Origin of the sequence: Lachnoanaerobaculum sp. Marseille-Q4761 (genome assembly GCF_017565785.1) — a bacterium.
Taxonomy (GTDB): domain Bacteria; phylum Bacillota; class Clostridia; order Lachnospirales; family Lachnospiraceae; genus Lachnoanaerobaculum.
The window spans coordinates 565753-579651 of record NZ_JAGEKB010000001.1; the positions used below are offsets into that span (position 1 = coordinate 565753).

The window sequence follows — 13899 nt, forward strand, 5'->3', positions numbered from 1 at the left end:
CAATTTTGCGCCTACAAACATTGATAGATTATATTTTATAAATCCTTCTTGCTTAAATTTGAAGCCTCCTTTTCTCTAGTATATCTTACTCCTTCAATATGCAACTTTAATCGTTGCACTCCTATTACAGAAATACCTACAAGTATAAAAAATAAATACATGTATATGATATTTTTTGATTTTCTTTTTATTTCTTTATTCATACACTCTCCCTTTCAAATAGATACTTTAAAGTGTTTTACCGGCATTGCCGAGGTTTAATTCACCATTTTACTGACTTCTTAATCAGATCCCGTCATTTTGTTGCTTTAAGAAACTTTTATTTATACACTCCCCCTCTTATTTTATAAATATTTTTACACGCTCATAATATTATCTAAATTATATCAAATCATATAATATTTTTCATTTGTTTTTTGTTGTATTTTTATAATATATATGCCGCCCCCAAGCGAACAAATAAGTTTAGCAGACTGCGTGAAATCCTGCGAAGTTTTAAGAAAGAGTTGCGATTAACATTCCCGACAATATATTTCCACCCATCAAAAAAGGACACCCATCGATGTCCTTTTTTATTCTTACTGGTTTGTAAATGCTGTCTGTAAATTATTGAGTTCGAGAATCGCCGGGGCTTCTCTGAAGTTTTGATAGGCAAAGATTCCAAATCCTGAAACTTCGCCGGTTTCTCTTGCCGCCTTTACCTGTCTGAGCAGGATATCATTATATCTTAGCCATTCTGAAACGGCATTGCCGTCCTTTATGTCCTTACCGGTTCTGTAGAGTCCGAGTCCAATATGCAGCTTTACATTACTATTGCTCTTTCTTTTTAAATCTATCCAGCTGTTTAGGCAGTTTATATAAGCATGAGGAGCCAAAATTCCTGTTTTGGTTTTTGCCTCAAAGCCATGATAGAGCTGAGGCATTATATAGTCTATATATTCGTTTGAAGCCATCCATGTATCAATATCCACAAAATATGATCTGTCACTTCTAAGATTTGATAAAAGTGCTACCGGGCTGATGCCGAATACTGCCTGAGGGCGTATCTCATGTACTGCCTTATATACATCCTTTACAAGCATTGATACATTATTTCTTCTCCACTGTGTAATACCTATATTACTGCCCGAAGCATCATACTCAGGCTTATCAAAGCTTTTTGCAGGATCATTATTGTTTAATGAAGGATAAAAGTAATCGTCAAACTGTATGCCGTCCACTGCATAGTTTTGGCATATCTCACGGATGGAGTTTACCAAATAATTGCGAACTTCCTCACTTGAAGGATTTAAATAATAATTTCCCTCATGCAATAATACATTGCGCTGTTTTGAAGGATCCGCCATCCACTGCTTTACTATGGAGCCGTCAGGAATATCTCTCATCATGGAATTGGTCACTCTGTAAGGATTTACCCATGCATGAAATGAAAGTCCCTGCTTATGTGCGCTTTCAAGCATATATTCAAACGGATCAAAATCCGGTGCTGAAGTTTTTGTAACCATAAACTGTGATAAAGGGAAAGACTTAAGTTTTTGCCCATAGCTGTCTGAATGACTGTGTACATGACAAAATACCGCATTCATACCACGATTTTTAATATCTGCCATCACCTGATCGGCACGCTGTTTAAAGGCTTCCTTATCGGAGGGCATCTCACTCCAGTCGATATAGGAAAACCACACACCTCTAAGTTCCTTTGGCTGCTCCACGGATACTTGCCCGGCAGTAACCTCTCCGGCAGTATTTTGGACTGTCACACTTCTTCTCACACGAGTTACCGCGGCATAGGCTTGCAAAGATATAAAAATATTCATCACTAATAATACGGCAATAATTCTGCCGATCCAATTTGCAAACCATGTTTTTTTCTTCATTTTTCTCACTCTCTTTCTTTTATTTTTCACCATACTCAAATTACTCACTATCATACTATAGCTCGGATAAAAAACCAATATTGATTTCCTTAAAGTCCTCTTACAAATCCCTTGGTTTAAACTAATCCAGCTTTATCTCTATTGCCCCCTTCTTTGAGGTTTCAAGTATAATACAGCCGTTTTCCCTTAATGTATCTATGGTTTCTTCACTTGGATGTCCGTAGTGATTGTTTTTTCCACATGAAATTATGGCATAATCTGGATTTACATTTTCTATAAATTCCTTTAATGAGGAGTTTTTTGAGCCATGATGAGCCACCTTTAATATATCTACCTTGCCTATATCAAAGTACTTCAAAATGCTCTCCTCACTTGTCTTTCCTATATCTCCTGTAAACAGAAGTCTTTTCCCTCTTACTTCCACTACAAAGGTCTGACTTTGTTCATTTACATTTTCCTTATCTGCTTTATCCGGCCATAGACAATCTATCCTAAGATTACCTTTTTCCAAATAATCACCCATACTCAGATATCTTATATTGCTGCCTGCAGCTCTTGCTTTTTGCTTTATTTCATCATATGAAGCATCCTTCATTGCCTGATATGGCAGGAAAATATTTTCTATCTTAATATCACTTTCAAGCAAATACAATATACCGCTTATATGGTCTATATCCGAATGTGTTATAAAACTCATCTCTATATCATCCACACCCTTATATAATAAAAACGGTTCCATACTGTATTCTCCCAAATCCGTTCTGGATGTACTGCCGCCGTCTATCAATATATCCATATCATCAATATGCATATATATACCGTCTCCCTGTCCAACATCCAGATATACTACACTATCCTTTCTGATAAAAGGGTACAGTATAAAAACAGTCAATAAAACAGGCAGTAAAATAACTCTTTTATTTTTTTTAATTGCAAAAGCTGTCATAATAAATAAAAAAATATAGTAAATAAAAATCTGTATAATACCGGGTCTTCCAAAAACTATTTTAGAATATGGTAAATATCCTGTCAGACGGCATAAAAAATCATAGAATTTTAGAATAAGTACCGCCGGCATACTTATATATTTATATAAAAAAATTTTTATAATGTTTAATAAGATGGAAAATATTGCAGAATATAAAACAGGAATCATAAGCGGTATAACGATGAGATTTAATAAAAAGGCGTATATAGGAAATGTATAAAAATAATATAAAATCAGTGGCAGAGTAAAAAGCTGTACCCCTATACTGACCACAAGAGCATCAAAAATTTTATTTATATATTTTTTATTATCCATGCCGGATTTAAATTTTTTTAATGTAAAATCTATCGGTCCGCCAAGGCTTAGTACCGCCGCAAATGAGAGTTGAAAACCTACACCGAAAGGTTCAAAGGGTGATATCAGGCATATAAATACGGCGCTGATACAAAGTGCCGATATTATACAATAGCTCCTTCCAAGTACCTCCGCAATAAAATACAGTATAAGCATGGTGCCGGCTCTTGTTATACTTACACTATCTCCTACCAACAGTCCGTAAAAGACCAAAAATATGCCTGAAATAACTGCCGAAACTAAAAAGCTTCTTTTTAAAATTTTTCTAAAAAGCTTATAAAGTCCAATACCAAGCAGTGAAACATGCAGACCTGAAATAGCCAATATATGCGCTATTCCGCTTTTTTGATACATCCTGTATATACCCTTATCAAGCTCTCCCCTCATTCCGAGTAAAATCGCCTTTATAAGACCTGAACTTTCCGCGGGGAAAGTATCTTCTGTTTTACCTGCCAGATATTGCCTGAGTTCGAAGAAAAACTGTCCTGTAATATCTTTTCTTTTATCCAAAATGTCATAATCCTCTACTGTCATTTTGCAATATATGCCCTTGGTCTTATAATAATTTTTGGCATCAAACTCACCAGGATTGCCGGCGGCTGATATCTCCTCCACTTTGCCGTAAAAAGCCACTTTATTTCCTATAGCTATATCATTATTATATTTTTCTTCCTTCAGATAATAAATCATTCCCCTTGATACAAGGATGATATTATCTTTTTTAAAGCTGATATTTTTTACTTTTCCACAAATAAAAGTATTATTCTTTTCATTATTCACATTATGGGAAATAAAAGTTTTTTCAAAGTGGATTTCATATTTGATTCTGAAAACAAAGATACAAAAGATAATAAAGAAAGTTAGAAAATATATTTTATTTAATTTTGAAAGGATATTTTTTTGAAATCTTAGTATAAAACAGACCATACTTGCGGTGACAATAATAATTGCCACCACAAGACATAAGATACTGAAGTAATATCCTAAAAGCTCTCCAAGCAAACAGGCTGTTACTATAAGTATACATGGTCTTTTCATTTTATTCCTCTTTTAGATAATCGAGATTTCTCTCCACAGAAGTTCCTAAAGAAATTGTATTATAATTTTTATCCGATTTTCCGTTTACAAGTATCTGTACTCGGCTTACATTGGGCATTTCCGAAAGTGAGTCCACTATGGAATATATTGTGATACTGTCAAGTACATCTGACAATGAGTTTAAAAAACCTTCATCAAAATTTACATAGCAGATGCCCTCATTCATTGTGACACTTATAACCTTGGTATCACTTGGAATAGTCGCCTTTAGGCTTGTGGTAAAAGGTCCTTTTATAAGTTCATCCACTATAAGTCGCTCCTTTGATGTATTCAAATCATAGAACACATCTCTGGTTTCCGCCACAAGCTTTGTACCGCTCTCATCCGAAAAATACAGTAAAAGGGTGGCTTTTTCAAAGCTGTTTATATTTGATACACTGTTTATAAAATTCGTAGAACTTATAAGCCCCACATTTTCACCCCGTGCATTTAAAAGAGGCTGTTCTCCTGAGCGGATGCTTATATACTCGATACCGTCTATCTGTATTAATGTCTTTGCGAGAGCCGCTCTTGCAAGTACCTCTCTGCTTACTTCCATTCCCTGATAGTTTGTATCAAAGTTCAGATACAGAATATTTCCGTCTATATTAAAGCCCTGATAGGTCACCTTATCGGACAATGCTCCCATTGCCTCCAAATCATCCGGCACTTTTAGAAAATGTGTCATCAGCTCATTTACCAGTGCTTGAGTATCATATCTTTCGGCATCCGCACTGTATCTGCTTTCCACAAGAGTATTCATATTCGTATTTATATAATAAATATAATATTCATTTTCAGCAAGGGGCTTTACTTCTTTTTTCTTACAAGATATAAGTGTAAAGGAAAATATTATCATTATTATCAATAAGATTTTATTTCTCACTTTTTATCCCTCCTCTTTACATGATTTAGAGGAATTCTGACTGTAAATGTAGTTCCCTCGCCCTCTTTGCTGGCAACCTTTATAATACCGTCATGCAAATGTACCACATTTCTGGTGATGGCAAGTCCAAGTCCGGTACCTCCGGTCTGTCTGGATCTGGCTTTATCGATTCGATAAAATCTCTCAAAAATAAGGTCCTTATACTCGGGTGCAATGCCGTCTCCCGAATCCTTTACATTTATATAAAAGAATTTATGATCCGCATCAATGCTTACCTTTACATATCCGCCGTCCTTATTGTATTTGATGGCATTTTCTATAAGATTGTTTATAGCAAGAGACAGCTTTGTTTCATCCACATCGGCATTTACTTCTCTGATGGTTTCAAAAGTCATCTCTATATCTCTTTTTTGTGCTATCGGTCTGAGTCTTTTTAGTATCTGCTTTATAAGCTGATTTATATCCACCTGCTCGGTTACCAATGTGGTAGCCGACTTGTCAAGCTTTACCAAGGAGAGCAAATCATCTATTATCTTTGCCTCTCTGTCTATCTCATCCGATATATCCTGCATAAATTCGGCATACATCTCATTCGGCACATTCTCCATACTCATCAAGGAATCCGCCAAAACTCTTATGGATGTAATAGGGGTTTTAAGCTCATGCGAGACATTTGCCACGAATTCATCTCTGGATTTATCCGCCGCCTGCAGTTTTGCCAAAGTGGTATTGATGTTTTCGGATATGGATTTGGTCAGCTGATATTCATTATGCTCTATCTTTTGATCCAGCTTTCCATAACCTATGCTTGCTATATCATCTCTTAGATTTATCAGGGGCTTTAGCAGTCTGCCTCCTATTATTACGGAAAGTACTACCACTATTGCGCTCAAAGTAAGGTATAAAAACCTCTCGGTAGTTCCCACATTTTCCGCTACAGATACAAGATTTTCGGTAGAGGCGATAAACATAAGCACTCCGTCAATATTTTGATTGTCTATATTTTCATATATGGGCATGGTCTGTAATATATATGATTTGGATTTATTATATATATTTGTATTTGTACCGTTGAATGTATCTATTATCTCAGGTGCGATATTAAGCTTGCCTGTAGCCAGATTAAAGGTATCTTCAATAGTGGTATAGGATTTATCTATTACCACTATTCTACCGTTATATATCTCGGCTACCGCATCTATCTCAGACCTTATCACATCTCTTTCTTCCGGATTGTCCAAAAAATTTCCTCTTGTCAGCTTATTGCTGAGCATAAGGCATTTGGTCTGCAATTCTATCTTTCTGGATTCCACCCTTGAAGTAAAATTGGTACGGCTGACCACTCCTCCATATATAAATATGGGTAAAATACCGAACAGTACAAATACTACGGATAAAAGTATCCTAAGACTTATAGGGGGCAGCTTAAATTCGGCTTTTTTCTTTTCCACTTCCATATATTATTTATTGCCTGATTTTCTTGCAGCCGCTATTGCCACTGTTCCCGGTCCAATATGGGTTGCCACTGAAAGTGACAGATTTACTATATCTACTTTTCCGTAAACAGGCTCCAATTCCTCTACAAATTCTTTTGCAAAATCCATTGCATCATACTGTGCAAGCATTATTCTGGAATCCTTGCCCGTAGGATCATCCATTCTCTCCGCAAGATCCTTTTTTATCGCCTCAAGCATTATCTGCCTTGCCTGCTTAAAGGTTCTTGCCTTTGCATACGCATCTATTTTTGATTCATGTATCTGAAGCACAGGCTTTATCTTTAAGAAGGAAGCAAGTGCTGCAGCCATCGGTGTGATTCTTCCGCCCTTTTTTAAATACTTTAAATCACTGACCATTACATAAATACCCGATTTACCGGCATCTTCCTCCAATCTTTCCTTTACTTTCTCGGGAGAAAGACCTGCCTTTAGCATTTCTATAGCATCCAGACCTGCACTTATCTGTGTAACGGATATTCTCTTATTATCCACTACAAATACCTTGCCGAAAAATTCATCCTCATTTGATAACATAATTGCGGTATCGCATGAACCTGAAAGTCCCGAGGTCATAGGTATATGTATTATGGAAGCATGTTCTTTTAAAAGTTCTGTCCATAAATCCATTACATCCTCAGGTGATGGCTGTGAGGTCACTATATCCGCACCCTCATTTTGCAATCTTAAAAACTCATCCTGAGTTATATCCTTGCCGTCCAGATATTCCTTTCCGTCTATCATAAACGGCATCGGCAAAATATAAATCCCGTATGCCTTTGCCTCTTCCTTAGTCAAACCACAATTACTATCTAATACCACTGCTGTACTCATTAGCCTCTATCCTTACCCTTTGCTATTTCATCAATTACATCATTTTTTATCATATCATCTATGACAAAATCACCGTTTTTCCTCTCATCTTCTTCCATCTTTGCATGTACTGCATAAACAGCACAGACAAAAGCAAGTATTAAAATAAGTATTGCTATTCTGATCATTTTACTACTTCCTTTATGATTCTCAGTGCGTTTTTATATGTTATATTTTCAATCAGGCTTTGTGTAAATCCTGATTTCTCCATTGCCTCTATCAGACTTTTTGTTCCGCCCGCATCAATCCATTCAAGTGAATCGCTAAAGCCGTCATAGTCCGAACCGATTGCTACAAACTCGCTTCCACCGATATCTACCATGTATTTTAACATAACTATAATATCATCTATATAGGCTTTTCTTTCTCGATTGGTAAAGTCTCTTGATAAAAACTCCGGATAGAAATTCAATCCGGCTATGCAGCCTCTACTTGCCATCTTTTTTATCATATCATCCGTCAAATTTCTTGGGTGATCACAAATGGCTCTGGCATTGGAATGACTCGCAACAAAAGGCTTTTTTGTCATATCAATTATATCATAAATTCCGGCATCCGAAAGATGGGAAATATCCACTATCATTCCCAACTCTTCCATCTTTTCCACCACTTCAAAGCCGAAAGGCTTCAGTCCGTTTTCTTTATCGGGAATATATCCTACACACTCTCCGTTTTTATTCAGCTTTTTATTTCCGAAGCCTATACAGTTTTCAAAGTTCCAGGTAAGAGTCATCATCCTGACACCCCTGTTATAAAAATGAATCAACTTTTCAATACTGCCTTCTATAGCCTCCCCCTCTTCTATGGTAAGGAAAGCTGAAATCTTTTTATTCTCTGTATTTTTTAAAATATCTTCATAGCTTTTTGCAAAGGCGATATCAGTTGAGTTTTTTTCTATTTCCTTCTCATAAACCGATATCATTTCATTCACATAATTATATGGTGAATCTACATCAGGAAGATATGTAAACATCGCAAAGCATTGTAAAAGTACATCTGATTTTTTTAATTTATTTATATCAATCATCAGATTGTTTTCTTTTAAATTAATGCTCTTGTTTTTGTATATCTCGCTGATTGTATCACAATGTAAATCAATTATCATATTCCCTCTTTTGGTAAATCTTTATGCCACCACTTTCCGGATATAAATCTATATACAAAATTTGATGATCTGAAAATCCAGTCTATAACCATTGCGCACCATACTCCTATGGCTCCGATATGAAATACATTTGCTATATATAATGATGTAGCAAATCTAAATACCGCCATGGAGAAAAGACTGATGCACATCGTAAATCTCACATCATTTCCCGCTCTTAATGCATTGGGAAGTATAAAGCTTACCGGCCATAAGAACATAGCCATACCCATATGTATCCATACCAAAGTGGATGTCAGCTCCTTAGTTGCATCCGATACCTTATATATTGAAATAAAAAAGTTTTGAAAGCCAAGTATAAATATTACAGGTATTATAATCACCATATACCCGATAAATACAAGCTTTTTCACATAATATTTTGCCTCTTTATAATCTCCCGCACCTACACAGCGACCTATAACGGTAATCATTGCAATGCTTATGGCATTGCCCATATTTACCCCCAGTCCGTCCAGATTGTTTGCAATGGCATTTGCAACTATCTCCGTTCTGCCGAAGTTTGAAATAATGGATACTACCGCAACTCTTCCCACTTGGAAAAGTGAATTTTCTATACCTGAGGGTATTCCTATATACAGAATCCTCCTCATAAAGTCCATTCTCAGTTTAAATACTTCTTTTATCTTTAAATAAACTATAGCTTTTTTATTTTGTGCTGCCAGTACGGTTATAACCACAGCCGCCACTCCTCTGGATATAACACTGGGTATAGCCACTCCCGCCACTCCCATATGCAGTACAAAGATGCCTATGGCATTGCCCACTACATTTATTATATTCATCAGTATGCTGACCTTCATAGAGGTCTTTGAATCTCCGGTGCTTCTATATATAGCCGCACCTGAATTATATATTGCAAGCATCGGGAAGCTTATGGATGTTATTATCAAATATTGCCTACATGCCTCAAATACTTCATTATCAATATTTCCAAAAAGCAATGCTATAATCGGATGTGCAAATATTACTGAAAGTATTGATATAATTACGGAAGCCGCAAATGCCATGATTTCAAGCTGTGCCGCCGCCATACAGGCATCTTCACGCTTTTTTGCTCCGATAAACTGGCTTATAACTACCGCACCGCCTGTTGCAAGTGCTGCAAGCAATGATATAATAACATTATTTACCATATCCACAAGAGATACCCCCGATACGGCGGCATCTCCCGCAAAGCTTACCATAATTGTATCCGACATACCGACTGCAATAGCCAGAAACTGCTCTATAATCAAGGGAATAATGAGCAGTCTCAAATCCTTATTACTGAATAATTTTCCTATATATTTTTTATCATTCTGTAACATATATTCTCCAAGTGAACTGTCTGTTTACAGGTTTTCACTCACCAGTAAATATCCCGAATCCGGCTCTATTTCCATGCTTAAATGTCCGTTATCATTAAAATAAGTGACTATACCCACATTATAACCTGAGGTGCCTGTATATATTACACGGCTTATTGCGGCATTATCCCTCATTCCGGTAAGATAGAGAGGAATATCTATTCTTTTCCTATCCTTACCGCTATGTATTATAATCACCGATATACTGTCTTTAAAAACTCTGGCATATCCGACTATGGAATCTTTTGATATAAGTTTTATTAAAGATCCGTATTTTAACTCTTTTCTAAGTCTATGCCATCTGTTCATATATCTGTGATACTCTAAAAGTTCAAGATTTTCATTCCCCCAGGGATATGTTCTTCTATTATCGGGGTCGGTAAATCCGCATACTCCGACCTCATCTCCGTAATAAACCGTAGGAGCACCCGGCAGACTCACAAGCATCATTATTGCCTGTCTCATCACCTCAAGTCTTACACCCTCGCTTGCATCCTCTGATTTGTAAGTACCTATTCTTCCCACAATACCGTTGGTCCTTGTAAGAAATCTTGAATGATCGTGATTTGAAAGCTGAATCATAGATACGAGTGCCGCATCATAATGAATCTTTCCCAAAGCATTTTTTAACATCATAAAAAACAGCTCCGAATTTCCCTTAAGACTCATATCCTCTCTGTCGGAATGTTTTTCAAGTCCTGTCAAAAACCAGCTTACCGGCTCCATAAAGCCGTCATAATTCATTACTCCGTCCCAGCATTTGCCGTCCAGCCAAAAGCTCGGATCACCATAATGCTCCGCCAGAATCAGAGCATCTTTATTCACTCCCTTTATAACATTTCTAAACATTGACCAAAACTCATGGTTAAACTCTCTGGTATATCCCAAATCGGCTGCCACATCCAGTCTCCATCCGTCCACATTAAAAGGCGGTGATATCCATTTTTTTCCGATACGAAGTATCTCATTCACAAGCTTTTTGCTGTTTTCATAATAAAGCTTAGGCAGAGTATCATGTCCCCACCAGCCGTCATATGCATCTCCAATGAAATTAAAATATGATCTGAACTCGCTTTCTTTTGACCAGAATGCTCCTAAAGGATAGCCTTCATCCGCTCTTTTATAAATGCCTTCTTTATCCATCCATTTATTAAAAGAACCGCAATGATTAAACACTCCGTCTATTATTATTTTTATATTTCTTTTATGTGCTTCTTCTACAAGCTTGATAAATAATTCATTACTTGCTTCCAGATTTTTTTTGCTTGTAACTCTTTTTACATACTTTGTGGCGTTTTTATTGTCACTGTCAAATTCACCCAAAATACCGTCCGCATCATCCACTATCCTGCCTATATGCGGATCAATATAATCATAGTCCTGAGTGTCGTATTTATGATTTGACGGTGATACAAAGAGAGGGTTAAAGTATATTACCTCAACCCCAAAGTCCTTTAAGTAGTCCAGTTTTTGTAAAACGCCTTCCAAGTCTCCGCCATAAAAATACCCCACATCAAAATTTGAAGGATATTCATTCCAATTTTCCTTATGTTTTACAGGTAAACCTATATAGATATATTCATCATCCACTACATCATTTGTTTCATCTCCACGATTAAATCTGTCTATGAAGATCTGATACATCAAGGCTCCCTTTGCCCACTCGGGCAAAGAAAAGTCTTTATTGTATTCAAACAATGTATCTTCTTTTAAATAATCCGTAACACCGAATCTTGTATAAAACAGTGTATTTCCGCCTTCAATTATTTTAAAATAATATTTTAAATAGCTTATATCACTCAAATCAACATAGTAATAATCAAAGTAATCGCTTGAATGAAGCTTTTCCATCTTTGATTCACTACCGTCAAAATAATTTACCAATAAGATCTCCGGCTTATCATCCTTAAAAACTCTTATCTGTATCCGTATTTCATGTCCATCCTTAAGGCTTTGCAATGAGATATAATCCGATGTTTCATCACTAAAAATACTTTCAATATTCATCTAAAACAATGCCTCAAATTCTTCAAAACCAATCTTTTCTTTTTCTATAAGAAGTGCGGCACAGGATTCAAGTACATATTTTCTTTTTAAGATTATCTCCTTTGCCTTTTTATAGCAATCATTGATAATGCTTCTTACTTCTTCGTCTATCATACTTGCTGTTTCTTCACTATATGACTTTGTCTGACCGAAATCTCTTCCTATAAAAATTTCATCACCTTCATTGCCGTAGTTTACAAGTCCTGCTCTCTCATTCATTCCAAACTCCATTACCATTGCTCTTGCAACTTTGGTAGCCTGTTTTATGTCGGAACTTGCACCTGTTGTAATATCTCCGAAAATAATTTCTTCCGCTATTCTTCCTCCAAGACTTACCATGATATCATTTATCATCTTTGACTTGGTGTTAAACATCTGATCTTCACTTGGCAGCGGCATGGTATATCCTGCCGCACTTACACCTGTAGGTATAATGGAAATAGTATGTACAGGTCCTACACCCTCAAGTTCTCTAAAAAGTATGGCATGTCCCGCCTCATGATATGCGGTAATTGCCTTTTCCTGCTCACTTACCAATCTGGATTTTTTCTCCGTACCGATTCCCACCTTTATAAATGCTCTGTTTATATCATTAGCGGAAATGTACACTTTGCCTTCCCTTGCTGAAAGTATTGCGGATTCATTCATCAAATTCTCAAGGTCGGCACCTGTAAATCCTGATGTCTGTCTTGCCACTGAATGTAAGTCAACATCATCAGCCAATGGCTTTGATGAAACATGTATCTTTAAGATAGCCTCCCTTGCCGCCACATCAGGTCTGCCTACTGCCACTTTTCTGTCAAATCTTCCCGGACGAAGAAGCGCCGGATCCAGAATATCCACTCTGTTTGTAGCCGCCATAACTATAATGCCCTGATTTCCTGCAAAGCCGTCCATCTCTACAAGGAGCTGATTTAGAGTCTGCTCTCTCTCGTCATGGCTGCCGCCAAGTCCGGAGCCTCTTCTTCTGCCCACCGCATCTATCTCATCTATAAATATAATACAGGGTGCATTTTTCTTTGCATCCTCAAAAAGATCCCTTACTCTGCTCGCACCTACACCTACAAACATCTCTACAAAGTCTGAACCTGATATCGTAAAGAAAGGTACTCCAGCCTCTCCTGCCACAGCCTTGGCTAAAAGAGTTTTTCCAGTTCCCGGAGGACCGACAAGTATAATTCCCTTCGGAATCCTTGCACCGAGTCTGGTATATTTCCCCGGATCCTTTAAAAAGTCCACGACCTCTGCCAGCTCTTCCTTTTCCTCTTCAAGTCCGGCTACCTTTGAGAAGTTCACATTCGCTGTTTTTACAATTCTTGCCCTGCTTTTGCCGAAATTCATCATCTTATTATTGCCGGAACCGCCTCCTGACGCCATTCTTCCGTTCATATACATAATAAGGAATATTATCATAACGGCTGTAAGACCTATCGGCAATATTGTGTTTGTAAACATGCTGTCTCTTGGAACATCATCCAAAATATATACTATATCCTTTGCCTCTATCTTTTTAATAAATTCATTAACATCGGATATAAAATAATGTACCTCGTTTTTTCCGTACTCTTCCTGGTTTCTTAGGTAAATTATAGCTTCACCGGTAGGGGTTTGTGAATTCTGTCTTATTTCAACAGCCTCAATATTTTTCTCTTCAACCAATTTATTAAACTGTGCTGAATTCAGCTTTGTTATACTGAGCCGGTTTCCCATGTTTAAAATAAGCCATACCACAAGTGCCACAACAAAAAGTAAGAAAAACATTCTTACCGGATTATCTACTTTTTTCATTTT

General features: G+C 36.8%; 11 protein-coding genes. All 11 read right to left on the reverse strand.

The features are described from left to right. Positions 1-35: 35 nt before the first annotated feature. A complete protein-coding gene (locus J4O15_RS02630; RefSeq protein WP_208099590.1) occupies positions 36-203 on the reverse strand; it encodes a hypothetical protein in 168 nt (55 codons plus the stop codon). 375 nt (positions 204-578) lie between these two features. After that, a complete protein-coding gene (locus tag J4O15_RS02635; protein ID WP_208099591.1) occupies positions 579-1877 on the reverse strand; it encodes a glycoside hydrolase family 10 protein in 1299 nt (432 codons plus the stop codon). Positions 1878-1998: 121 nt separating this feature from the next. Further along, entirely contained in the window at positions 1999-4257 is a 2259-nt protein-coding gene (locus J4O15_RS02640) for a DNA internalization-related competence protein ComEC/Rec2 (RefSeq protein WP_208099592.1), read from the reverse strand. Between the two features lies 1 nt (position 4258). After that, the gene (locus J4O15_RS02645; protein WP_208099593.1) at positions 4259-5182 is read right to left on the reverse strand and encodes a GerMN domain-containing protein; all 924 of its coding nucleotides are present in this window, start codon (positions 5180-5182) and stop codon (positions 4259-4261) included. Further along, positions 5179-6639: a sensor histidine kinase gene (locus J4O15_RS02650; RefSeq protein ID WP_208099594.1), complete on the reverse strand. Its 1461-nt coding sequence runs from the start codon at positions 6637-6639 to the stop codon at positions 5179-5181. The genes J4O15_RS02645 and J4O15_RS02650 overlap by 4 nt, the downstream gene beginning before the upstream one ends. Positions 6640-6642: 3 nt before the next feature. Continuing rightward, entirely contained in the window at positions 6643-7509 is an 867-nt protein-coding gene (locus tag J4O15_RS02655) for a DegV family protein (protein WP_208099595.1), read from the reverse strand. After that, a complete protein-coding gene (locus tag J4O15_RS02660; protein WP_208099596.1) occupies positions 7509-7676 on the reverse strand; it encodes an ErpG protein in 168 nt (55 codons plus the stop codon). Before J4O15_RS02660 ends, J4O15_RS02655 begins: the two co-directional genes overlap by 1 nt. Continuing rightward, entirely contained in the window at positions 7673-8653 is a 981-nt protein-coding gene (locus tag J4O15_RS02665; RefSeq protein WP_208099597.1) for a dipeptidase, read from the reverse strand. The genes J4O15_RS02660 and J4O15_RS02665 overlap by 4 nt, the downstream gene beginning before the upstream one ends. Next, positions 8650-10023: an MATE family efflux transporter gene (locus J4O15_RS02670; RefSeq protein ID WP_208099598.1), complete on the reverse strand. Its 1374-nt coding sequence runs from the start codon at positions 10021-10023 to the stop codon at positions 8650-8652. Before J4O15_RS02670 ends, J4O15_RS02665 begins: the two co-directional genes overlap by 4 nt. Positions 10024-10047: 24 nt before the next feature. Next, positions 10048-12069 carry a glycoside hydrolase family 13 protein gene (locus J4O15_RS02675; protein WP_208099599.1) on the reverse strand — a complete coding sequence of 674 codons (2022 nt, stop codon included), beginning with the start codon at positions 12067-12069 and terminating at the stop codon, positions 10048-10050. Continuing rightward, positions 12070-13896 carry an ATP-dependent zinc metalloprotease FtsH gene (ftsH, locus tag J4O15_RS02680; RefSeq protein ID WP_208099600.1) on the reverse strand — a complete coding sequence of 609 codons (1827 nt, stop codon included), beginning with the start codon at positions 13894-13896 and terminating at the stop codon, positions 12070-12072. Positions 13897-13899 lie beyond the last annotated feature (3 nt).

Bases quoted from the DNA above. Each gene is read 5' to 3' on its own strand.
- J4O15_RS02655 (WP_208099595.1), bottom strand. From the start codon at position 7,509: ATGAGTACAGCAGTGGTATTAGATAGTAATTGTGGTTTGACTAAGGAA.
- J4O15_RS02650 (WP_208099594.1), bottom strand. From the start codon at position 6,639: ATGGAAGTGGAAAAGAAAAAAGCCGAATTTAAGCTGCCCCCTATAAGT.
- J4O15_RS02675 (WP_208099599.1), bottom strand. From the start codon at position 12,069: ATGAATATTGAAAGTATTTTTAGTGATGAAACATCGGATTATATCTCA.
- J4O15_RS02670 (WP_208099598.1), bottom strand. From the start codon at position 10,023: ATGTTACAGAATGATAAAAAATATATAGGAAAATTATTCAGTAATAAG.
- J4O15_RS02635 (WP_208099591.1), bottom strand. From the start codon at position 1,877: ATGAAGAAAAAAACATGGTTTGCAAATTGGATCGGCAGAATTATTGCC.
- J4O15_RS02640 (WP_208099592.1), bottom strand. From the start codon at position 4,257: ATGAAAAGACCATGTATACTTATAGTAACAGCCTGTTTGCTTGGAGAG.
- J4O15_RS02665 (WP_208099597.1), bottom strand. From the start codon at position 8,653: ATGATAATTGATTTACATTGTGATACAATCAGCGAGATATACAAAAAC.
- J4O15_RS02630 (WP_208099590.1), bottom strand. From the start codon at position 203: ATGAATAAAGAAATAAAAAGAAAATCAAAAAATATCATATACATGTAT.
- J4O15_RS02660 (WP_208099596.1), bottom strand. From the start codon at position 7,676: ATGATCAGAATAGCAATACTTATTTTAATACTTGCTTTTGTCTGTGCT.
- ftsH (WP_208099600.1), bottom strand. From the start codon at position 13,896: ATGAAAAAAGTAGATAATCCGGTAAGAATGTTTTTCTTACTTTTTGTT.